25 protein-coding genes are annotated in these 24000 nt (G+C 39.7%); 24 read left to right on the forward strand and 1 reads right to left on the reverse strand.

Annotated features, from left to right (window positions below):
- Positions 1-26 precede the first annotated feature (26 nt).
- Positions 27-1067: an AbiJ-NTD4 domain-containing protein gene (locus ACK1JC_RS06050; RefSeq protein ID WP_409510964.1), complete on the reverse strand. Its 1041-nt coding sequence runs from the start codon at positions 1065-1067 to the stop codon at positions 27-29.
- Positions 1068-1420: 353 nt separating this feature from the next.
- On the opposite strand from ACK1JC_RS06050, the gene ACK1JC_RS06055 reads away from it, so the two are divergent.
- From ACK1JC_RS06055 to ACK1JC_RS06170, 24 genes are all read left to right on the forward strand, one after another.
- Complete coding sequence (locus ACK1JC_RS06055) at positions 1421-1738, forward strand: DUF1889 family protein (RefSeq protein WP_409510965.1); 318 nt, start codon at positions 1421-1423, stop codon at positions 1736-1738.
- A 117-nt stretch (positions 1739-1855) separates the two neighbouring features.
- A complete protein-coding gene (locus ACK1JC_RS06060; RefSeq protein WP_409510966.1) occupies positions 1856-2485 on the forward strand; it encodes a putative metallopeptidase in 630 nt (209 codons plus the stop codon).
- Positions 2486-2531: 46 nt separating this feature from the next.
- Positions 2532-2996, forward strand: a complete 465-nt coding sequence (locus ACK1JC_RS06065; protein WP_409510967.1) for a DUF2280 domain-containing protein — start codon at positions 2532-2534, stop codon at positions 2994-2996.
- A complete protein-coding gene (locus ACK1JC_RS06070) occupies positions 2993-4447 on the forward strand; it encodes a terminase large subunit domain-containing protein (protein WP_409510968.1) in 1455 nt (484 codons plus the stop codon). The genes ACK1JC_RS06065 and ACK1JC_RS06070 overlap by 4 nt, the downstream gene beginning before the upstream one ends.
- Complete coding sequence (locus ACK1JC_RS06075; RefSeq protein WP_409510969.1) at positions 4444-6609, forward strand: portal protein; 2166 nt, start codon at positions 4444-4446, stop codon at positions 6607-6609. The genes ACK1JC_RS06070 and ACK1JC_RS06075 overlap by 4 nt, the downstream gene beginning before the upstream one ends.
- A gap of 4 nt (positions 6610-6613) precedes the next feature.
- Positions 6614-7426: a hypothetical protein gene (locus ACK1JC_RS06080; protein ID WP_409510970.1), complete on the forward strand. Its 813-nt coding sequence runs from the start codon at positions 6614-6616 to the stop codon at positions 7424-7426.
- Positions 7427-7433: 7 nt separating this feature from the next.
- Positions 7434-8663, forward strand: a complete 1230-nt coding sequence (locus ACK1JC_RS06085) for a P22 phage major capsid protein family protein (protein WP_409510971.1) — start codon at positions 7434-7436, stop codon at positions 8661-8663.
- Between the two features lie 67 nt (positions 8664-8730).
- Complete coding sequence (locus ACK1JC_RS06090) at positions 8731-9162, forward strand: hypothetical protein (RefSeq protein WP_409510972.1); 432 nt, start codon at positions 8731-8733, stop codon at positions 9160-9162.
- A 147-nt stretch (positions 9163-9309) separates the two neighbouring features.
- Positions 9310-10074 (forward strand): DUF4882 family protein, encoded by a 765-nt coding sequence (locus ACK1JC_RS06095; RefSeq protein ID WP_409510973.1) that lies wholly within the window; start codon positions 9310-9312, stop codon positions 10072-10074.
- Between the two features lie 67 nt (positions 10075-10141).
- Positions 10142-10759 (forward strand): hypothetical protein, encoded by a 618-nt coding sequence (locus ACK1JC_RS06100; RefSeq protein WP_409510974.1) that lies wholly within the window; start codon positions 10142-10144, stop codon positions 10757-10759.
- On the forward strand, positions 10752-12350 hold the full coding sequence (locus ACK1JC_RS06105; RefSeq protein WP_409510975.1) for a hypothetical protein: 1599 nt from the start codon (positions 10752-10754) through the stop codon (positions 12348-12350). The genes ACK1JC_RS06100 and ACK1JC_RS06105 overlap by 8 nt, the downstream gene beginning before the upstream one ends.
- Before the next feature lie 9 nt (positions 12351-12359).
- Complete coding sequence (locus ACK1JC_RS06110) at positions 12360-12560, forward strand: hypothetical protein (RefSeq protein ID WP_409510976.1); 201 nt, start codon at positions 12360-12362, stop codon at positions 12558-12560.
- On the forward strand, positions 12557-13198 hold the full coding sequence (locus tag ACK1JC_RS06115) for a hypothetical protein (protein ID WP_409510977.1): 642 nt from the start codon (positions 12557-12559) through the stop codon (positions 13196-13198). Before ACK1JC_RS06110 ends, ACK1JC_RS06115 begins: the two co-directional genes overlap by 4 nt.
- Positions 13195-14100 carry a hypothetical protein gene (locus ACK1JC_RS06120; RefSeq protein WP_409510978.1) on the forward strand — a complete coding sequence of 302 codons (906 nt, stop codon included), beginning with the start codon at positions 13195-13197 and terminating at the stop codon, positions 14098-14100. The genes ACK1JC_RS06115 and ACK1JC_RS06120 overlap by 4 nt, the downstream gene beginning before the upstream one ends.
- 9 nt (positions 14101-14109) lie before the next feature.
- A complete protein-coding gene (locus ACK1JC_RS06125; RefSeq protein WP_409510979.1) occupies positions 14110-15117 on the forward strand; it encodes a hypothetical protein in 1008 nt (335 codons plus the stop codon).
- 3 nt (positions 15118-15120) lie between these two features.
- On the forward strand, positions 15121-16434 hold the full coding sequence (locus tag ACK1JC_RS06130) for a hypothetical protein (protein WP_409510980.1): 1314 nt from the start codon (positions 15121-15123) through the stop codon (positions 16432-16434).
- A gap of 39 nt (positions 16435-16473) precedes the next feature.
- Positions 16474-17013, forward strand: a complete 540-nt coding sequence (locus tag ACK1JC_RS06135; protein WP_409510981.1) for a surface-adhesin E family protein — start codon at positions 16474-16476, stop codon at positions 17011-17013.
- Positions 17014-17270: 257 nt separating this feature from the next.
- The gene (locus ACK1JC_RS06140; protein WP_409510982.1) at positions 17271-17888 is read left to right on the forward strand and encodes a glycoside hydrolase family 104 protein; all 618 of its coding nucleotides are present in this window, start codon (positions 17271-17273) and stop codon (positions 17886-17888) included.
- 1 nt (position 17889) lies between these two features.
- Positions 17890-19959 carry a hypothetical protein gene (locus tag ACK1JC_RS06145; protein WP_409510983.1) on the forward strand — a complete coding sequence of 690 codons (2070 nt, stop codon included), beginning with the start codon at positions 17890-17892 and terminating at the stop codon, positions 19957-19959.
- Between the two features lie 36 nt (positions 19960-19995).
- Positions 19996-20919: a phage baseplate protein gene (locus ACK1JC_RS06150; RefSeq protein WP_409510984.1), complete on the forward strand. Its 924-nt coding sequence runs from the start codon at positions 19996-19998 to the stop codon at positions 20917-20919.
- Between the two features lie 182 nt (positions 20920-21101).
- Complete coding sequence (locus tag ACK1JC_RS06155) at positions 21102-21539, forward strand: glyoxalase (protein ID WP_409510985.1); 438 nt, start codon at positions 21102-21104, stop codon at positions 21537-21539.
- Positions 21540-21605: 66 nt separating this feature from the next.
- Positions 21606-21977: a hypothetical protein gene (locus ACK1JC_RS06160; protein WP_409510986.1), complete on the forward strand. Its 372-nt coding sequence runs from the start codon at positions 21606-21608 to the stop codon at positions 21975-21977.
- The gene (locus tag ACK1JC_RS06165) at positions 21974-22558 is read left to right on the forward strand and encodes a lysozyme (RefSeq protein WP_409510987.1); all 585 of its coding nucleotides are present in this window, start codon (positions 21974-21976) and stop codon (positions 22556-22558) included. The genes ACK1JC_RS06160 and ACK1JC_RS06165 overlap by 4 nt, the downstream gene beginning before the upstream one ends.
- Before the next feature lie 147 nt (positions 22559-22705).
- Positions 22706-23860: a tetratricopeptide repeat protein gene (locus tag ACK1JC_RS06170; RefSeq protein WP_409510988.1), complete on the forward strand. Its 1155-nt coding sequence runs from the start codon at positions 22706-22708 to the stop codon at positions 23858-23860.
- Positions 23861-24000 lie beyond the last annotated feature (140 nt).

Genomic DNA, 24000 nt, shown 5'->3' on the forward strand with positions numbered 1-24000 from the left:
TTTTTTATGGGTGGATATGAACACGGTCAAATGAACTTTTTTGTTTTATTGGTTGCAACAATCTGATCTTGAATTAACACAATCATAGCTAAACATCGGTTAAACAAATAGTTAATTTGCCTACTGTCCCTTAAGTCTTCTTGATATGTCTCAGAGTGACGAATAGTCAACTTATTACCAAGCTTAGATAACTTGAACATTTCTTCGGAAACTTCAATTTGGAATATAGGCGTTTCTGAAAATAAGTCCACAATCTTTTGACTTGAGTCCTTCTTCTCTATTTGAGTTTTTGGGTCGAAGTAACACTTCAAACGTTCATAGGCATCCCATAATTTTTTAAGAGCTTCATAACTTTCCTTTCTTCTGCAGCTGGATATTTCATTACAGGCATTTTGAAGCATTTCTTGGTATATAGCATCGTGGTAAAATAGTTTATTATTTAGAGCGTTGTTTATCAGTTGTTTGGTTTCAGCACTAATAATTGTTTTAATTTGTCCTGCATGTGAATCGAACTCGTAAATAATTCTTGCGTCGCGAAGTAAGGTGTTGACTTTTTCCGAAAAATCTTCCTTTGCTGAATTATCACCCTCTGGAAAACTTAGAATATTAAATTTTTCGAACTCTCCTAAGTCTCCCTCATAATTTATAGATTCAACTTTTACTGAGTGTGTTCTTGAGTAAAAAAATTCTATCAGGTCAAATACCTGATCTATAGATGGCATCCAATTTTCAAATTTAGTTGATAATTGATATCCGTTTAGTACTTTTGGTGACAACATTTTTTGAGTTTTAAGTGGCCAACCAAATTCATCTCCAATATGAAATGCCAAATCGTCACTTAATTCTTTTGAGTTGCATTTATAGGTAGAGCCTGCATAAAACATCTCTATTGTACTTCCATAATAAGAATCTTCCTCAAACCATGGAAGTATTATCGGGTATTTTTTTGAAAAATAATCATTTTTATACATTTCCTCAAAAATTTGAGTGAGCTTTTTCCAAAAGGTAAAATTAATATTTTCATTAATTCTAATTTTATTGCCGTGAATTCTTTGACTGTAGTTCATATTCAATAGTTAAGTAGCTTCTAATTTCATCAATCGTAAATGGTAATTAAGAAATTTCAATGATTTAAAAAAGTTTTTATAAACTATGCCTATAGGCTTAGGATTATTGATCTGTTATTTTGGTTTATACTAAAATTAATTTTGTAGTGCTGAGCTATCAAAATATCAGGACCTATGCAGAACTAGTTTAAGAAACAGTGAATTAATTGCAATCGATAATGTGATGATTCGATTGAAAGAGCGGATTAAGAATTTGCGGGTGGCTTTCTATGGTTGATTTATTTCAGCTAACTCTTGAATAGAATGAATTAATCCCAAAGTATTAATTACATTATTACTTTATGAGAATTACAATGACTCCATTGTTAGAAAATGCTTTAGAGCAATTAAATCAACGTGTAAATGTATCTACAGGTGGTGGTCATCCGCTTGATGTGTCGGTTAAAAAATTAATTTTGAAATGGTTGTATGAGCAGGGCGAAGAATTATCAAGTTCTGAAATCAATACATGGGCTAAAGAAAATGGTTGGTCTGAAAAAAACGCAAAAGAACTTGGTGAGTTAGCAGAGAGAATCGGCTCTGGTGGACGTGTTCAGATCGAATATAAAGATCGATTAACAGAAAACTTCTTTGCAGATTTACTTAGTAAATCTAAGAGTGATGAATCTTGATAGATTAAATTTTAAAATTTCGTAAATTCAATGTTTATTTAAATTTGCGGAGTATCTATGAAATTTGAAATAACTTGTGACGACCACCTTCGGGTGGTCTTTTTATGGGCGAAATTTATGAAAAGACCAATGCCACCTAAAACTTTACTCGATATAGATCCTATTGATGATATGGGGTTTGAGCCTGCATCCGATTTAAAAGAATGGATATTAAATACATTCATTAATGACGAAGGCACACTTCATAATCCTGATCACGCACATATATCGCCTTGGGATGATGATTTATTTAAAGTGCTATGGGCTTCATCGGCATTTATTAAAGCTGACAAAGTTGTATTAGGACAGACAGAGAAGTTTGCACCGATGGCAGGTGGTTGGCGCAAGCTCAGACAAGAAAAACAAATGCTTGATTGGTTTGGATGTATTCCTGACTTTGTTATCACAATTGATGCCCAATATGCTTCACAGGCAAGTGATACTGACTTTTGTGCATTGATAGAACATGAGTTGTATCACCTAGGCGCAAAGCGGGATGAAGATGGGAATTACTTAGTAAGTCCATCAACAGGTGAATATAAGTATTACTTGCGCCCACACGATGTCGAAGAATTCTATGGCGTAGTTCAGCGATACGGTGCATCCGAGTCAGTTCAAAAAATGGTAGATCTTGCAAATGATGGTCCAACAATCAGAAAGGCAAATATTGCACATGCATGTGGTACGTGTTTATTGAAGTTGGCTTAAATTTTTTTGCCTATTTTGTCATACGTAGTCATACAAAGAGGTGGTTATGGCAGCCCTAAAAGAGCCTGTAAAAATCTTTATAGTTCAGTCTCTTGCATGCCGTGATACCCCTCAAGAAGTTGCAGAGCTTGTATTACAAGAATTTAAGATAAAAGTTGATCGAATGCAGTGTTCTTCATACGACCCAACAAAAGTTGCAGGAAGAAATTTGAGTAAGAAATTCAAAGATCTTTTTGAGGAAACTCGAAAGAAATTTGATGAAGGCTTGATTGATATTCCTGTGACTCAAAAGTTTTATCGCATGCGTCAGTATCAAAAGCATCTTGAGAAAAATGCAAAAAATACCGTGATGTCGCTCAACATTATGAAACAAGCTGCACAAGATTTAGGTGGTCAGTTTACAAATCGCCAAGAGATTACAGGTAAGAATGGTGAGCCATTAATGGGTGTGTCTGATACTGAATTAGACAAGCGCATTAAAGAGGCTGAGGCTAAAGCGAGAGAATCATGACTAGAGAAGAAAAGATTGCATATCTCGCTTTACTTGAGGAGCGTAACCGTCGAAGTGATACTTATCAGTATCGTAGTTTTGGTGACAAGCTCTATCCATTTCAGCGTGAGATGATTTCAGCTTCAAAATCATATTCTCAAGTGATGCTGATGGCAGCTAACCGTGTCGGCAAAACCATGACGGGAACCTATGTCGATACGATCCATGCGCTTGGTCATTACCCTGATTGGTGGGATGGGCATGTATTTAATCATGGACCTTTAATTTGGTTATTAGGCTACTCAGGTGAAAAGTGCCGAGACTTATTACAAACGCCTATATTTGGTCGTCGTGTTGAAAATAAATGGGTTGGAGGATTAATACCACCTGAATTTATTCTTGAGCATGAGTCAATGACAGGGACAACCAATGCGATGCGCTCTGTATATGTGCGTCATGGTGGCGGCGGTGATGTCCAGTATCAAACCTCAAAAGTGCAATTTTGGTCATACTCGCAAGGACAACACGCTTTAATGGGTGACTCTGTTGATTGGTATCACATTGATGAAGAACCAAGAGATCAGACTATTTTCCCACAGGTCTTAACACGAACAGCAACAGGTGATCAAGGGCAAGGTGGTCGAGGCATTTTGACGTTCACTCCTGAAAATGGTCGGACTGAGTTGGTTGTCCAATTCATGGATACACCATCCAAAGGACAATACTTGATTCGTGCAGGTTGGGATGATGTAACGCACTTGACGGAACAGACCAAAGAAACTCTTTTAGCCTCATTCCCACCGCATCAACGTGAAATGCGAACCAAGGGTATTCCAATGCTCGGTCATGGTCGTATCTATGACTTGAGTGAAGAGTTTATCACCTGTGATCCGTTTGAGATTCCTGATCATTGGATGATCATCAATGGAATGGACTTTGGTTGGGATCACCCTCAAGCCCAAGTACGACTTGCGATAGATATGGATAATCATACGATCTATGTCACACACGCATGGAAACAGCGTCAAGTTTCTCCAAATGATGCCTGGGGAGCTGTGAAGCATTGGGCGACTGATGTTCCAACTGCATGGCCTTTAGATGGTTTACAAACTGAAAAAGGTTCAGGTAAGCAGCAAAAGTCATATTACAAAGATGCAGGTTTTAAAATGTTAGCAGAACATGCGACATGGCCTGATGGGTCGAATGGAGTTGAGGCAGGTCTATTTGAGATTCTAGACTTGATGCGCAAAGGACAATTTAAGGTGTTTCGTGGTCTGCGGGTATTTTTGGACGAGTTTTTGCAGTATCACCGAGATGATAAGGGCAAAATTGTTAAAACTCACGATGATGTTTTGGATGCAGTACGTTATGCATACATGATGCGTCGTTTTGCTGTACGTAGAGGTTTAATCGGTAAATCAAAACCTAAATCACCACCGCCACCACTTGCCATGAGGACAACATTGTCATGACCGACAACAAAGAAAAAGACGAGGATATTCTGACTCGCGTTCGTCAGCTTTGTGATGATGCACAAGATTACTGGCAAGAGAATTATAAACGTGGTGAGGAAGATCGTCGCTTTGTCACGTTGGATGATGCCCAGTGGAGTGATAAAGATCGTGAAGCGCGTAAAACTGCAGGTATACCGACATTAACCATCAATAAGCTACGCACATACTGCAAACAGCAAATTAACAGTGCCAAAATGAATAAACAGCAAATTAAAGCTGAGCCTGTAGATGATGTTGCTGATCCTGCGGTGGCACGTATTTTTAACGGCTTATTGCGTGATACTGAAATTTCAAGCAGTGCTGATAATGCTTATGATGCTGCCATGGAAAACGTCGTTTACAGTGGCTTTGGAGCGATTCGCATTCATGTTGACTATGTTTCTCCTGATAGTTTTCAGCAAGAGCCGAAAATTATGTCGATTCATAATGCGGATTCTGTGTACTTCGATCCGAACTCAAAGGAGCTTGATGGCTCAGATGCACGTTATGTTGTGCTTAAAACGTGGGTGCCGAAAGAAGACATTGCAGATCAGTATGGCGATGATGCGACGACAGACTTTGAAAGTGATGCTCAAAGCACTTGGTCGAACCATGATGATAAAACGGTCTGTGTTGCTGAGTTGTTTGAGATGCAACGAGAACCAAAGACCTTATATCTATTGGTCGATGGCACAACAACATTCGAGGAGCCAATTGATAAAAACTCGATTCACGATCAACGTAAAAGCTATATTGAGAAGTGTTGGTGGTACAAACTAACAGGCTCAAAGGTACTTGAGGATCGTGAATTTGTCGTTCCGATGTTGCCGATTGTACCTGTATATGGTGATGTGACTTGGGATGGAGAAGATCGCTATATCTTTTCACTGATCCATTTTGCCCGTGATCCGCAGAAATTGTACAACTATTGGAAATCGTCAGAAGCACAACAGATTGCAGAAGGTTTGCGTAAGCAGTTTTTAGTGCCTGAACGTGCATCACGAGATTTAACAGAATGGGCGAATCCAAATGCATATCAAGCCTTACGTTGGAATGATGTAGATGATCAAGGTCAACCGATTGCACCCCCTCAACAGTTACCGGCATTAACTGCATTATCAGGGATTTTGAATGCTGCCAATGGTGCCAAGGAAAGTATTGAGGAAATTCTCAATATGCAACCTGCAGCAATGGGGCAGAACGTCAATCAACAGTCAGGTAAGGCAATCAGTCTTCTGCAACAACGAGCGGATGTCAGCCATTTTCATATTACAGATAACCTGAATAAATCCCTGGCTCAAATTGGACGGATTTTGATTGCGATTTATCAAAAGGTGTATTCAGTCCCTTTGATTAAACGGATTACGGGTGAAGATGCTAAAACTGAGCGTGTAAAGCTGAATGAACCCACTGATCAGCAAGGTGAGGGCATTATTGATGGAATCTTGAATAATCTCACCATCGGACGCTATGACATCCGTATGACGACCGGTGCAAGCTATATCAGCCAACGGCAAGAGAATAAAGAAGCCCTGGTACAGCTATTACAGTTTGTACCGCAAATTGGTCAAGCTGCACCTGATCTACTGCTCAAAGCCTTTGATGATGGCAATATGCTTGAGGATATTGTGGAGCGTATTAAGAAATCATTGAATCCCGCATTAACGCAAGAGGGTGAAGGTGATCCACAAGTACAAGCCGTATTGCAACAGTATCAACAACAGATGCAACAGCTACAAATGCAGTTACAGCAAGCAATGGCACAGGTTGACGATAAGAATGCTGAACGTGATGCACGTTATCAAATTGCTGAGCTTCAGGCGCAAACGACGATTGAAGTTGCTCAACTCAATAATGCCGCCAAAGCTGAGATTGAGGAATTAAAAGGGGCGATCAGCATGATCCTGCAACATATGCAACCGCCTGAAGCATGGGTGGATACGGGTATGCAAGATCAACCACCACCACAACAACCACCGAATGAAGAACCGCCACTTGAGGGCGGTTTTTTAATGCCTGAACAAATGCAACAGCAACAACCATTCGTACCTGATGACGGCCAGATCGGGATTGATACGCACAATATGGCTGCACCGCAACAAGACCCCGCACTTGACGGTAATCAAGGCTTAAGTGAGTAGGACTATGGAAAACACAGAGAATCCCATTGTAGATGATGTTGATACAACAGGCGGTGCTGAACAGGATCAAGAGATTGATCAGGAACAGGGTCAGCAAGTTGCGTCAGAACCGACGGATGAGCAGAAAGCAGTAGCTGATAAACAAGCTGAAGCTGAACGTGAATCCAAACGTCAAACTGCGATTGATCAACGTATTGCGAAATTGACATGGGAGAAAAACGAAGCTTTACGAACGGCTCAAACCTTACGTGAAAAATATACATCTCAGGAGCAGAATTTAAAAGAACCTGATTTGTATGATTTCGAATCTGTCGATGACTACGCTAAAGCGATGTCGGAGTATCAGCATAAGAAATCTGAGCAAGAGGTTAATTCTCGTTTTGAGCAACAGCGTACTGATCAAGCACGACAAGCGCAGTCTATGCAGATTGAGTCTGCAGAAACTGAGTTTGGAAAGACTCATCCTGATTATCTGCAAACGGTGAGTAAATTGATCAGTCTCAGTGGCGGGCAATTGCCTGAACAGCTCAGTGAAGCCGTGCTTGAGTTGGGGGCAGATGCGCCCGCGATTCTGTATGAGCTTGGCAAAGACCCGATGGATTATGTTGAGCTGTTAGGTCTACCTCCATCTTTGCAATTGATGAAACTCGGTGAAGTCCGTGCCTCACTTAAAAATAAACCGCAAGCTCCCAAAGTTCCAAATGCACCCCCACCGGTAAATCCGCCTTCAGGCAAAGCCAATGTGAAGAAGAACCCGCTTGATATGAAGGATGGGGATGCTGTGAGCTATTTAAAAAGTCTACGAAATAAAAGGTAAATAAAATATGCCAAATGTTATTAATACAGCTCAAGTTTTTGCGCAGGAAGCTGCAGCCATTATTGAAGAAAGTTGTCCATTTCTGATGGGGATTAATCGCTCTCGTGAAAAAGAGTTTGATAAAACCGTGAACGGCTATCAAGTCGGGGATGATGTCTCAATCACGATTCCAGGTATTAGCCGTATTTATGACGGTAATGTACTGGCTGAAGGTGGACAAATTGATTCATGGAAAGAGCGTAAAGTCAGCTTAAAAGTGGACAATCATGTGCATGCTGCCTTTCAATCCTCTCATGTTGAAAATGTCTTTAAGCTTGATGCCAGTGATCCGCGTCGTCGTGATTATGTCGATCGTATCTTTAAGCCTCAGATCCAAACCTTATGTTCAACGATCGAAGCACGTTTGATTAAAAATGCGGTGATGAAAACGCCTTATTTGGTCGGTACACCAGGTACGGTACCAAACTCAATTCGTACGCTGAATCAAGCGCGAGCAAAACTACAAAAAGCACTTGCACCTGAAGGTAATCGTAGTGGTTTGATCAGTACGGATTTGAACCTTGAATTGGTTGATACCAGTAAGGCGTTGTTCAATCCGGGCAAGCAAGTTTCAGAACAGTATCGTGAAACGAATCTTGGTCGTGCCTCAGGTGCCGATTGGGATGAAGTGATTAACCTGCCAACTTTATACAATGGTAATAAAGTGGCAGGGGTCATTATCTCAGGGGCAAGTCAAACAGGTGAGACATTGGTATTTGGTGGTCTTGCCAATGGTGATACGTTCAAAGCAGGTCAGGTCTTTACTATTGCAGGGGTATTCAAAACTCATCCATTGACGGGTGAATTGATGCGCGACCTACAACAATTTGTTGTACTTGCGGATGTCATGGCTTCTGCTGCAACAGCACAAGTATCAATCTATCCGTCATTAACGCCTGCAATGCCAAACAAGACAGTGAATGCAAGTCCTGCGAATGGTGCGGTGGTTAATTTTTATGGTGGAGCCGAGCAAGGCTTTGTGCAAAACCTATTGTTCCAAGAATCTGCATTTACTGCAGCATTTGTACCTGCAAAGATCGTAACGCCGAAAGAGTTTGGCTATTCATATTCTTCGAAAGGTGTGCGTTTTACAGTGCAAAGTGCAGGTGATTTTAAAGACCTGTCTACAGCTACCCGTATCGATTTGATGTGGGGCTTTACTCGTGTTCGTGATTTTGCTTGCCGTATCACTGAATAATTTTAATCACAATGAATGACAACATATGCCCTTTAATTGGGGCGTTGTCATTTCTGGAGTAATGAAAATGGAATATCCAAAAATGCTGTACTTGGGGTCGACCACCTCACACAAAAATGAAATTGCTCAAAATGCAGAGCATGAAGAAGAGCTACGTGAGCTTGGCTTTGTGGACTTTGTTGATTTGGAAGATGAAGTCAATCAAATGATGGGTAGTGCTGTTGGGGGTGCATCAAGCGAAGACTTAGTTCAAAAAGAATTACAGCTCAGTGTTGCTCAAACTGAACGTGATCAATTCAAAGCTGAGAATGATGATTTAAAGGCTCAAATAGAGCAATTGAATCAAGTGATTTATTCCTTTCAGCCTGCCGAGCATGTTGTAGTTGAAACGGATTACAACGCACTAACGGCAGATCAACTTCGTTCTTTGCTTGATAAAAAGGGCATTAAGTATTTAGCCCGTGATGATAAAGCGAGTTTGATTAAATTATTGGGGTAATTATATTTTAAAAACATGATAAGTGGTTTTTATTTGTTTTAAAAAATACTTTAAAAATAAATACATAATGTACCACTTGTCTGTTTTTTTTGTGAATATATAAATATAAACATATATTGAAATTTCTATAAAAAAAGGACTTAAAAAATGAAAAAAGTATTACTCGGTCTTTTGGCCATTACTATTAGTGTTAACAGTTGGAGTGCATGTACTTATGCTTTTGATTCAACTCAAGCAGAATTCAACGAAATTAATAACAATCCAAATTTAGAGTTCTTTCCCATAAGTAGTGGGCAAAAGCACAGTATGAATCTAATTGCAGGGACCGCTCCTAGCCCAAAAACAGGGTATGGCTACATGGCACAAAGTAGTGCATTTATAAATAATAAAAAATTGGGAATTAAGGATGGGGATAAAGATATTTTTGGGACAGGAGTGGTTGCTTATGAATATAAATTAAAAGTACCTACAAGCCCATTAGGATCTAAAGGTTGGTTGGCATTGTTTCCTACTGGTTCAGTTTCATATTTGAAAAATGGAGAAACATTTGATGCTACTATTTTCTACCATAATCAGTCAGGTAAAAATGAGCTAAGTGTATCCTTAGTGAATGGTTCTAATTCTGCGATAAAAACTATAAATGTTGGAAATACGGCTGATGGTTTTCAAAAAGTAGGGATATATATAAATCAGAATAGTCACCAAGTCGGGCTCATAATTAATAATATAAATTATGGTTATATTTTAACTTTATCAGATAAAGTTAAAAATACTTCATATGTGCATTCGGTTGTATTTCATGACATTGAAATAAATGATGCGAATAAACCAGTATCAATTGAACTTGTAACCAATAGATCTAATTTTTCATTTACATATCCAACAGGTACTACAGATATTTGTGGTACCTAAATTAGATAGATATTTATTTAAAAAAACCACTCTTATGAGTGGTTTTTTTATGCCTAAGGAATTGCACATGAAAGTCCGTGATCTTATCCATGCCTCAGCACGTATTATCGGTATTGTTGCTTCAGGTGAAAACATGACAGATGCCGAAATGAGTGATGCTGTATCTGCTTTGAATATGTTATTGGGGCAATGGTCAGCATCACGAGACTATGTTTATCAATCACAAGGCATTGAGGTGCAACTTAAGGCAGGGCAAACGCATTATTTTGTTGATGCGCGCCTTATCTCAGAAGATACAGTACTTGATGGGCAAGACATCCGTTTGTATCGTGATACCGCATTGAATGTACCTACAGATGCTTTGCGTTATAGACGGTTTGTAGAGGGGATTGAGGTAATTGTGGCGAATCCTCAGTCTGCAAAATTGTTTATTCATTCGTTAATCAGCCCTGAATTTCCACTTAAAGCCACAGATGATATTTATGTGCCTGTTGAGTATGTACGAGCTATTAAATATGCCTTGGCGATTGAGTTAGCACCCGAATATCAATTGCCGATTACTGCAGATGTACAGATGCAATATCAACAAGCGATGCGCATTATGCATCGAGCACAATCTACGCCAATTCCAGTAAAACCTGATCAGACATTGATGGGTATTAGTTATCGAGGTCGTTATGGTTAAGCTTCCATTGGTTGGTCCTGCATACAAATTGCGGGCTCAAAGTATGAGTTGTCAAAACTGCATTAATTGGTATCCCCAAACGATTGAACATCCTAACGGTTCACGCGTTGCTGCACTCATACCTACACCTGGTCTCAAACGAATTTTTGAGGGAAATCAAGCTTCAGTACGGTGCTTGCATGTTTTGTCTAATGGGGATCTGATCGCTGTAATTGGTAAAAGGCTCTATCACAGCAAGTCATCTAAATTTGAACTTGTTGAGTTGAGTCAGATTAGTGCACTTGGTACGGTGCGTATTGCCGATAATGGTCAAGTCGCTTTGATTGTAAATGGTACATATACCTATGCATTGGATATATTAACGCTCACGATTGAGCGATTGTCAGGCTCAACGATTCCTAGATCGACACATGTATTGTTCTTGGATGGTCGTTTTGTTCTAAATAAGTTTGGGACAGGACAGTTCTATTGGTCCAATTTGTACAGTACGAAAATAGATGCATTGTCTTATGCAACGGCTGAGTCTACACCGGATAACATCACAGCAAGCATTACCTTTAACCGAGAGCTTTGGTTATTCGGGGCGCAAAGCGTAGAGCGATACTACGGTACAGGTTCAAGCAATGCACCTTTTGCTCGGTTGTCGGGTGGTGCGATGGCATTTGGTTGTGTTGCTCCGGATAGTATTGTGTCTTTATCTACAGGTGTGATTTGGCTAGGTGTGAGCGAATTTGGTGGCCATCAAATTGTAATGAGTGCGGGTGGTGTTCCTGAGCGAATTTCGACTCATGCGATTGAAGAGGCAATCTCTGTTTATAGTAAAACAACAGATGCAATGGCTTATGCCTATCAGCAAGAGGGACATGTTTTTTATGTCATTTCGTTCCCATCTGCGAATGCAACATTTTGCTTTGATGTATCTACAGGTCTGTGGCATCAACGCTCATTTGCCAATGCTCAAGGTTTACATGAGCGCCATCGTTCACAGCATCATGCATTTTTTAGGAATATGCATATTGTTGGCGATTATCGAAATGGCAAATTATACGATTTAGACAATCATACTTTCACAGACGATGGTGAGCTGATTTTACGTGAACGTACCGCTCAAGCAGTCAATACTGAAGGTGTATTAACGCGGTTCAATAAGTTGGAAATTGTGTGTGAAACAGGGTTTGGGATTGAAAAGAAAAAGACTCCTGATCCTAAACCTCCTGAGCCTATTGGCTGTGAGGGTGCTATTGATTCTTGCACACTCGGATACATATCCGCTTATGGATTTTATGGCTTAGCCATTAATGGTGTAGAAATTACTGAATCTACTTCTTTTTATAACAATCAAGACGGTAGAGATTTACAAGCAATATTAAAACAGGATTTTGAAGTAGATCTAATTCCTTTTGATATTAATATGAATCCAACCACAAACTTGAATTTAATTGAAATAAGTCGCTTTAAAAATATGACAAAACAGTTTGTCAAAATTGAAATCACAATACTTGATGCAAATGATATTGATCAAGTATATGAGCCCATCAATCCTACCTTTGAGCCTTCTTCTTATACCTTTTGTTTGGCACCTGCAGATTGAGGATTAATTATGGAACCAAAGCTAATGCTGAATTGGTCAGATGATAACGGTCATACATGGTCTGATACTCGTTTGATTCCACTTGGTAAAAAAGGGGAATATCGTAAACGGATTATTGCTAGACGTTTAGGCGCAGGGCGTGATCGGGTATTTCGTATTCGCTGTTCTGAACCCATCAATATTGTGATTATCGAGGGGCGCTTGGAATGAGTCAGGGCATCCCTGCACGGGACATCATTGTCGATCGAAATGGCCAGATTACAACAATCTGGCTTATTTTTTTTGAGCAGTTATATGGTTTGTACTCAAATACGAGTCAAAACAATACAGAATCGATTGACCAAATACAAAAGATCGCTGATCAAGCTTTAGAACTTGCACAGCAAAATAAGCATGGAAATGATCAACAACAAAAGCAGATCGTATCTTTAGCAAAATCGATATCAGAATTGAAAGATCAAACTGTTTCACAAGATCAGATCAATCAACTCATGCATGCTGATGAGGATTTACAACATATCGATCAGCAACAGCAATCCGCAATTGATGCATTGAGTAAATCTTTGCAGACATTGAAGAAAGAAACAGGGAGTCATCTTGAAGACTTAGAACATGAAATATCAATTCTCTTTCGAAGTAGCGAGAACAATTTGAGTGATGCCCCTGAGGATGATCTGATCTATGGGCGTAAAAATGCAGAATGGGTAGAAGTTGTGGCAGTGAATTTATCACTGCCATTTTTTTTAAAGAACGGTATTCGACAAGATGTAGAGCTGAGTTCTGATTATCAACTGCCTTTTTTCTTGGCAGACGGTACTCAGCAAAATATTCAGATGGTGACAACATGAATCAGATCGTACCCCTTAAAAGAAGAACTGAAGGCTTAGGTGAGTTTGAACCCAACGATGTGATTCCTGTCGAACATGGTGGGACAGGAGCATCCACGCTTTTAGAGGCACAAGATCAATTAGGAATCTCGGGAAAGCTCGATAAAATTGATTTTGTTCAGCATTTCCGAGGCGTATTTAGTAGCTATTCTGCGTTGATGACTGCACTACCAACAGCTCTAGACGGAGATTATGCACATATTGATAGTGGTGCTGGGTTTGATCGTCTTGCTGCAGTGTGGGATTCATCAGATTCAAAATGGGCGATTGCGCAAGCGAATGTTGGTGCAAATACGGATGAAGTCCCTGAGGGAAGTCAGAATCTATATTTTAAAAGTCAGCGTGTCCTAGATACGCCACTCACAGGTTTGGCTATTGTGCCTGCTCATGGAATCTTAGCAACTGATGAAATATTGATGGCACTTGCAAAGTTACAGGCACAAATTAATGCGAATAGCATTAAGCCTGTGAATTGGATTGATGTCAGAACCATTGCCACATTTAATAATAAAGTTTATTTACCTGGTGTAACTCTAAAAATTGCCAACATTAATGGTGAGTTTTGGATGAAAGGTTCTTTTCAAGTTACAGCGCAGATTTCAGCCAATACTGATCCAATTTTCACAATTAATAATAAAGATTGGTTTGTTTTCACATCAGCGGAAGCCGCCAATGTTGGTTTAGTTCAAACCTTTAACACATATGGTTCTACGTTGACCGCTTATATCTTTGGTTTTATACAAGCACCAGCAATCAACTTTTCACGTTTTTATTGTGTTCAAAGTACGCCCTCAAGTGCTGTGTTTAATTTTGTACCTTTTCATATTGGTACATTATTAAATCCTGCGGTTGGATTGGTATAGGAGTTTATTATGGGTTTATTAGGTTCGTTAACTGGTTCGAGTGCAGCAAAGGCCGCAAAAAAAGCTGCGACACTACAAGCACAAGCTGCGCAACAAGCAAGCGGTATTTTAAATACGGCCTATACAAATGCAGGGCAAACACAATCTGATGCAGCGCTGAAAGGTTCAGGCATATTGAGTCAAGGTTATCTTGATTCAAATGCAAACTTAAATACCGGCTTTACCGATGCAAATAACACCTTAAATGGTGGATTGAGTTCAGCACTGGGTTATCAACAGTCGTATGCGAACTTGGGTACACAAGCAGGTGGATTATTATCCCAAGGCTTAGCGGACGGAAGTTTGACACGTAGCTTTGGCGCATCTGATTTTAATGCTGATCCGGGGTATGCATTTCGCAAGCAGCAAGGCATGGATGGAATTGAATCGAGTGCGGCTGCAAGTGGTGGATTGCTCAGTGGTGCAACACTTAAAGCATTAAATGGTTATAACAGTGATTTGGCATCGCAAGAGTATCAAAACGCCTATAACCGTTTCGGCAATGATCAAGCGAATGCTTTCAATCGATTATCGTCAACGACGCAAATGGGGCAAAGCGCTGCTAATAATATGAGCAACATGTCCTATAACAATGCGTCGAATATTGCCAATAATCAAACATCACTATCGCAATTGATTTCACAAGGTTTACTTGGATCTGCTCAAGCCAATGCAGGCGGTGTACTCGGCTCTGCTGATGCATTAGCGAATGCCGGAATCAATGGTGCAACTGCTCAAGCCAATGCGTTGACGGGTGCAGCGAATGCCAATGCTAGTGGGATCGTTGGATCAGCGAATGCTCGTAGTCAGGGATTGGGTAGCTTACTGAGCCTAGGAACATCTTTAGGTGCTATGGCTATGGGTGGCCCTGCAGGAACAGGATTACTTTCAGGGTTGTTTAACAAAAAAGGATCAGGGAATTTAATGGCGCAAGACTTTAGCAGTCCTGTGACACGAACCAATAATTATGCGGGGTAAACCATGCAACTCACACAACTTGATACTCGTGTCCCATTGTCTGCTGAAGCACCTCAGATTAATTTTAATCAGCTCACAGCAGATACTTTAGGGCTTTACGACAACATTAAACAACGTGGCCAACAAGGTATTCTATCTCGATTGCTTGCTCAAAATACCAATGCTCAAGGTGAAGTCAATTTGGGTAATGCTTTGGCAGGAGCGCGGAATCAACCTTATGCGCCTCAACTGACCGGTGTTTTGAGTTCTGCGATTCAAGCGCAGAATGTGGCACGTGCTAAAGCAGCACTTGATTTAGAAACACATAATGCGAGTATTAACAAATCCAATGCAGAATCCGCGCAGTCATTGAGTACTGCAAATAAAAATGCGAGCGAGATGAATTTATCGCAAGTTTCTGCTACAGCGCCTGTATTTGATTTATTAAGTAAAGGTTCCCCAACTGCAGCACTTCAACAAGCTCAATCTCTTGTTTTACGCAGATTAATGTCTAATGAAGAATATGCAAGTCTTGTCCAGAATGTAAATGCGTTTAAAGATAATCCGGATAAATTGGCAGCATATGGACAAAATATGCGTATGTCACTGATAGATCCTAAATACAGCCTTACTGACGCAAATACGCTGTCTAACAATGCTCAATCAGATGTGAATAATCAACGTACAACACAAGCTTCTATCTACGGTACTGATGTTGGTGCACAAACTGCTGATAAAAATCGGGTACAACAAGGGCAGCAATTTCAGCAAAATTTTGCATTTAATGAGCAAAAGCAATATTTTGAGCAGAATAAACCATCTGCTTATGGAGTCGATACGCAGGGCAGAAAGTATGCCATTGTGAATGGTCAGGCATTTTATGTTAAGGATCAAGATGGCGGTTATGTGGTTGAGCAGGTGAAAAGTAATCCATCATTGACATCTCAGAAAGAAGAAGCTCAGCGTATTCAAAGAGTGGATACAATTTTACCTGAGATTGAAAAGATTTTACCTCAGGCAACAAGTAGCTATTTGGGCGCAGGATTGGATATGGCGGGGCGTGTGGTGGGTTATTCTTCCGATGGATCCGAAGCAACAGCAAGATTAAAAACATTAGCCGGTCAGTTAGTTTCCTTGATGCCAAAAATGTCAGGTCCACAATCTGATAAGGATGTTGCAATGTATAAAGACATGGCGGGTAATTTGTCAGATGACACCTTGCCTGTAAAAACACGTATGGCCGCACTGCAGTCAATCCATGATTTGAATGCTAAATACAAGTCAATGAATCAATCCAATACCGCAAAGCCACAAGATACCTTTAATCTTTTTGATTGATTTTTATGCTATATTTCCCTCATTACGGTGAGGGAATTTATGAAAAAGATATTGTTTATTTGTGGGTTATTGAGCCCAGGTTTAAGTTTTGGGGCTGATTGGAAGTATGCTGCTATAGGGGCGCAAGATGATAGAGCAATTTATGTCGATAGTAGTCAATATAATTATGATAAGAAAAATAATTCTATAAAAGCATGGTTTAAAACAGACAGTTATGAGGATGACAATAGTAAGAAGACCTACACAAGATCAAAAAAATTATTTCAATTTTCATGCCTCGACAATAAAATGAAGCTTTTAGCTTATGTGAATTATGATAAGAAAGGGAACGTTATCTCATCAAGTCAATTAGATAGTAAAGAAGTAAAGTATGACATAGTTATTCCAGATACTGTGGGTGAAAGTTTATGGAAAGTGGCCTGTATTTCAAAGGGTAATGGCTTTAGATATCCTAAGTATCAAGCCGGAGAGCGATTGACAAAAGAGGAAATGGAAAAAGTACTTCCTAAAGATTATATTCTGAAAAAACATACTCAAGAAGAAATTAATGAGATGAGCAAGAATCTTGATGCGGAATAGTTTCAAATAAAATGTCTGACTGCGCTCAATGCGCCAAAGTATATGGTATGAGAAATGGCTTTATCAATGAATGTAAGTCAAATTTTATTACAACCGCCATTTGTGAGGGGTGTGGTGTGATCCAAGTCAATCACAAGGGAGAGTGTATTAGCTCAGATTGTGGAAAGAAACATGCAGTATTGAATTCTGAATAGATGATGATTTTATAAAACTAAACCTACTCAACTGAGTGGGTTTTTTAATGCCTGGAGAAAAGCATGAACAGACAACAGCTTGAGCAATATAGTCAAAATCCAAATGTACAAAAAATGTTGAACCTGATTGCAGCCACTGAAGGGGTAAAGCATGGGTACAACACATTGTTTGGTAATCAGCGCATCAATAGTCTAAATGCACATCCAAACATGCGAAAGGCATTTAAGCAAACGGATGGTGAGACGAACTACACCACGGCTGCAGGGCGTTACCAATTTATAAATCCGACATGGATCAAGTTGGCACAGCAATATGGTTTTAAAGATTTCTCTGCAAAAAATCAGGACCTCGGCGCGATTGCTTTGATTGCACAGCGAGGTGCACTGAACGATGTCGCGAATGGCAACTATAAATCTGCCATTGGAAAATTAGGCAAAGAGTGGGCTTCTCTTCCAACTTCCACTTACGCTCAAGGTAAACGCTCATGGGATTTTGTGAATAAGCAATTGGGACAAAATGTTGGTCATCAAGATGCACCGCAGGTATTTCAACCTGAGCGGGTGCCCAACGAGCTGCTTGGACAGCATCAATCATTTCAGCCCGAAGCTGTTCCAAAAGAGATGTTGCAACAGCAAACCTTTCAACCTGAGCAAGTACCTCAACACCTTTTAGGGGGTTAAAATGTCTAGTGAAGCATTACGTTCGTTTATTAAAGATGAAAAAAGCAAAGGGACTCCTGATATTAAAATATTTTTGAAAATACAGGATCACCCTAAATTTGCCATGGGAATTAAAAAAGGGAATGACCAAGGACTTAATAATCGGCAAATTGCACAGGGTATCGGTTTAAATATTCCCAACCCTCAAGAAGCTGATCAAACAAAAGGGGGGACAGCCCTTACTGAAGCGAAAAAAGCAGGTAAAACGAAGGTTTGGGAATCTGCACTTCTTGGTGCTTCTGACCTGGGCGCGGGTGTTGTTCAAGGATTTACTTATGCTGCAGATGGCATTAATAAAGGCGTAAATAAGGCGCTTGGTACAAATTTAGATACCGATTCTTACGACCGTTTTACCAAACAACGTAAAGATATTGAAGATTTCCATAATGTACGTCGTGAAGCAAACGGGCAAGATTTTGATGGATGGCGTTTAGGTGGACAGGTTGCAGCAACTGCACCTTTGGCTGCACTGAGCCGTGGTTACCAGGGCGCTAAAATTTTAAGTCAGGCAGGTGCAAAAGTTGCAGGGCAAAATGCATTGGTTGGATCTGGAATTGGTGGAGCGAGCTTTGCCAAAGATTCGGATGCTCGACTTACGCATACAACCTTTGGTGGTGTAGGTGGAGCTGTTGGTGGTGTCGTTGGTAAAAAGATAGGTGATGTTGCGGTAAAAGGCCTGAATGCTACAAAAAACAATATGCGCCCTGGTGCAAAAGAGATTATCGATGAAGGGAAAAAATATAGCGTAAACATGTCTGTTGGTGATGTCGGGAAAAACCCAATCATTCAGAAAGCTGAAGTTTTGAATGAACAAGTTCCTTTCTTTGGCACAGCGTCTTTTCGCGAGGCTCAACAGCAACAAGCTAAAGTAGCTGCAAATAAGGTGGTTGAAAAACTTCATGGGAAAATGTCAGAAGTTGATTATAAAAGCATAAATAAGATTCAAAAAGCTGCCAGTAATGGGGATAAAAATGCAATTCGTATCATGGGAGTAGTGAACGAAGCAGGTGAAGATTCAGGAAAAATTTTACAAGCTGCTGCTGAAATAAAAAATTGGCGTGGACAAAAAGTAGCATCAAGCATGTATGACCGAGTAAGTCAGCAAGCAGGAAACACAACGGTTTCACCGACAAAAACGATTCAAGCCATTGATGAGGTTATTGCTAGCGACTCCAAAGTTGTTCCAAACAAGGATCTATTAAAAGAAATCTCAGGTATTAAGGACAATTTAACCAACCCTGCGATTAACACGCATTTTGGAGAATTACGAGCTGCTCGGTCGCGCTTGGGTGAGTTAGTGGATGAGTGGGGAAGACAAGGTAAAAGCACAAGTGGCTTAACCAAGATCCGTACAGCCATTGATGATGATACTGCTGATTTTGCACTTAATTCAGGAAAGCCTAGCCTGATTAATGAGTATAAAAGAGCAGATGCTTTTTATCGAGACTTGCAAAAGAGTCGGGATAAAGCTTTAGCCAACTCAATGAATAGCAATACCCCTGATGAGATTTTTAATAATTTTGTTAAGGTAGGTAAAGGAGATAAAGCTGCCAATTTTTATCAGAATTTAGATCCTAAAGGGCAAGCTGCTTTACGTTTTGAAATGGCAAGTCAAGCACTGGGCAAGGCAACAAATACAAGTACGGACGTTTTTAGTCCGGCAAAGTATGCGCGCGAGTTTGAGAGACTTTATGAGCCTTATCAAAATATCTTTAAGGGTGCTGATCGGACTGAGATGGACGGTTTTGTGAAGCTCATGAGACATGTGGAGCGAGCGGGTCAGTATGCTGAGAACCCACCAACAGGTAACAGATTAGTTTTTGGTGCGGTAAGTATGGCGAGCCTGCCTGTTGCAGCTAAAATTGCCCTTCAAGCATCTTTAGTTAAAGTACTTTTTACAACAAAGGCGGGCAGACAAATTTTACTTGCATCAAAAGACTTACCGCCAAACTCCCAAAAGCTTGCAAATTTATTAAAGATGGCACAAAAACTTGCTGTGACTTCTTCCGCTACAGCTACATCAAACCAATAACCACCCTAAGGTGGTTTTTTATTTTAAGGGGATTATATGTCCGCATATCCACTTACGCCTATACGTTATCGGGCTTTCGATAAAAATGGACAACCTTTGATTGGTGGTCAGGTTTTTGCGTATGAAGCAGGCGGGACAACGTATGAGAAAGATACATACTCTGATAAAGGGATGCAGAATTTTAATACGTGGCCTGTAACTCTTGATGATATGGGTAGCGCTTCGATCTATATCTCAGGTGATTATTTTATTCAGGTTTTTGATGCAGATGGCAACTTGATTGAAGAGGCTGACGGGATTGCTGATGCTGAATCAGTGGCTCAAGCACTACTCGATGGAAGCTCAGGTGGTGCATCTGATCTCGCTCAACGTGTAAGTGATCTTGAGACGGCACGAGATGAGCATACTGATCAAATTAATGAACTGAATGACACGGTTTTGGATCTACAAGAACAAATCACGATGGAGGTTAAAACAGATCGTGATGCTGCAATTAAAACGGCAGTAGATACGCTTAAAACAGCATTAACTGAAGAGTTTGAAACTCAATTGGCGGATGTGATTCTTAAATTTAACGAAGCCTTGGAGAATGTCAAAATCAAAGTCGGTGGAGTATATATCTCGACTGATTCAACGAATCCCGCAACAACGCTTGGATATGGAACATGGCAATTAACCTCAAAAGGTAAAGCACTAGTAGGGTACTCAGATGTTGCGAATGATCCGAATTGGACAAAAACTGTGGGAAGTAATTTCGGGGCTTATGACCATACCTTAACGCTTGATGAGATTCCCGAACATGATCATAAGGGCGTTGTAAAGGCATCAAATCAATCGTATTCGGGAGGTAATGGTTCTCGTTTTACATCGGATGGCAACACAGATAAAGCTGGCGGAGGGCAGGCACATAACAATGTACAGCCATCCATGATATTCGCTATTTGGAAAAGAACAGCATAAGCACCGAAAGGTGCTTTTTTTATTGTTAATCAATAGGAATGATAGATCATTCCTGATGTATTGAAAAACCTTAAGGGGAGTATCAAGATGAATTATTAAAAAATGTTTAAATTATTTGATGTGTGAAAAATTAATATTTTGAAGTATAAATGGATATTACTTCAAAAAAACGAGACATTAAAATGCCCCTTATTACAGTTCTTTTTGTTGCTGGATTTGGACCAATTACGAAAATAGATCAAGAAAGCAAGTCTCTGTATCTAGATACATTACAACTTCCAATCAAAGCCATGCAAGGGAATGAATCTTACATGAGCACTGAGGATGGTGAGTTGGATGGTGTGAAGCATTTTGCACTTTGGCCCTTAGCTCAAGCTGCTGAGTCTTGTTTTGGTGTAAATGAATGGCCTGCTGAGTTTAGTATTCCTCAGAGTTGGATTGAGTTTGAGGTTGAAAATATTGTTGAAGCTTCGGCTGAATTGCTTTCTAGAGGGTATCAATTACTTGTAAATAATCGTTTAGAACCTTGGGGGCAATCAGTTACACGATTTCTAAGTCCTGAAGGTATATTGACTGCGTTAACAGTAACGCCTTGGCTACATTCCTCCAATAAGGAATAACTACTTCATCAATTTTATAAACCGCCGAAAGGCGGTTTTTTATTGCATATTGCATAAGGAAAATATATGAACGATCCAATTTCTATCAAAGGCTTGCCATGGCTTTTTAAAATTATGGCTGCGGTGATTGGGGCTATATTTGCCCTCACTTTATCGGGAGATATTGATACTCAGGGACGCATTAAAATCACGATGGGCGTGATTATGAAGTTTACTTTTAGTGTGGCCATTAGCCTTTATGGTGGATCGGCATTCATTGAGTATTATGACCTAAGCCATTACTCACATATGTCACAGGGTTTTGTGATGTTGATTTTTGCCATCTTTGGGATGCTGTGCATTGGTATTGCTTACCAGTCGGTTCAACTACTCAAAGGAAAATCTTTTATGCAAATCATTACTGAAATTAAAGAAGCCTTTGGAGCGATATTCAAATGAAAGCAATATTTGATTATTTACGAAAAATTAGTGGTGGGCGACTGACGCAAAAGCAAGTTGATGCTGCAGATCAACTTATTGCCACTGCTTCAGGTACGGTGGCTGATATGCTCGGTATTGCGATTGATAATGTGATGCAAGTAAGTACGGAAGGTGTTGCTTTAATTTGTAGTTTTGAGGGCTTAAAACTCAAAGCTTATGATGACGGTGTGGGAGTCTGGACCATCGGTTTCGGTACCACGATTTATCCAAATGGTATCAAGGTTAAAAAAGGGGATGCTTGCACTGAAGCACAAGCCAAAACCTATATGGCACATGATTTAAAGAAATTTGAATCTGCTGTGAATAGTGCTGTAACTGTGCCTATTAATCAGAATCAGTTTGATGCATTGGTATCGCTGACTTATAACATTGGTACAGGTGCTTTTAAAGAATCCACATTGCTTAAAAAATTGAATATTGGCGATTATAAAGCTGCAGCTACTCAGTTTGCTGTTTGGAATAAAGGTGGTGGCAAGGTAATGCCGGGGCTTGTGAATCGTCGTGCTGTTGAGCGAAAGTTGTTCGAGAAGGCCCTCTAGAGGGCTATTTCGCATAAGCACCATTATCTTAAATGGAGTTTAATTTAAGTGACAATTTTATGAAAAATTGGATAAGACTTATATCAATTTAAGTTGAATTGATTTAAATTAAATTTAAATTAATGATTTTATTTAAAAATTTAAATTATGAATATAAAAAACCGTTCATTTAAATCAATTGTTTTATCTATATTAGTTTTTATATTATTGATTGTCAGCGAAAAATTAGCAAAATATGTAATATTTAAATACACCTTAATGTTAGTTAATAAAGGGGATATAGATGCACAAAATAACCTTGGAGCACTCTATGAAAAGGGTCAAGGTGTAACTCAAAGCTATGAAAAAGCATTTGAATGGTTTCGTAAATCTGCTGTCCAAGGGCATGTGGATGCACAATATAACCTCGGATGTACGTATCATGAAGGTCTTGGTGTAGCCCAAAGCTATGAAAAAGCATTTGAATGGTTTGGTAAATCTGCTGTCCAAGGGAATGTGGAGGCACAATATACCCTTGGATGTATGTATCATGATGGTCTTGGTGTAGCCCAAAGCTATGAAAAAGCATTTGAATGGTTTCGTAAATCTGCTGCTCAGGGCCATGCTAATGCCCAAGGTAACCTTGGAGGCATGTATATCGAAGGTCTTGGTATCGGACAAAGTTATGAAAAGGGAGCTGAGCTATATAGCAAGTCTGCTGCCAGGGGAAATGCGAATGCACAACATCACCTTGGAAGGCTGTATTTCCTAGGACAAGGCGTAACACAAAGTTATGCAAAAGCATTTAAATGGTATAGCAAGGCTGCTGCTCAAGGGCATATGGATGCACAATCTCACCTTGGATGCATGTATCAGAATGGTGAAGGTATAGCTCAAAGCTATAAAAAGGCATTTAAATGGTATAGCAAAGCAGCTCTTCAAGAATCTGTGGGTGCTCAAAATAATCTTGGCGTGATGTATATTATTGGTCAGGGAATAGTTCAGAATGAAATGAAAGCCTTCGAGTGGTTTAGCAAGGCGGCTACCCAAGGTCTTGCGGAAGCACAAAATAACCTCGGATCAATGTATTACAAAGGTCTTGGTGTAGCCCAAAGTTATGAAAAGGCATTTGAATGGTTTAGCAAAGCAGCTACCCAAGAGTATGCAAGTGCACAAAATAACCTTGGAGTACTATATCAGAATGGTCAAGGTATAGCCCAAAGTTATGAAATAGCATTTGAATGGTTTAGTAAGGCAGTAGTTTTAGGAGATATAGATGCACAAAATAATCTTGCTGAAATGCATGAAAAAGGCTTAGTTTAGCGAAAAATGATACGAAATCTTGGAGTTATACTTACTAATATTTGTAAATCTATAGATAAGCTTTAAGTTATCCTAAAATTAGCATAATACACCTTATACGAAGTCAGAAATGGGAGCTTAAGGCTCCCATTTTTACTAAT

It is taken from the genome of Acinetobacter sp. TY2 (assembly GCF_046269225.1).
Lineage (GTDB): Bacteria > Pseudomonadota > Gammaproteobacteria > Pseudomonadales > Moraxellaceae > Acinetobacter.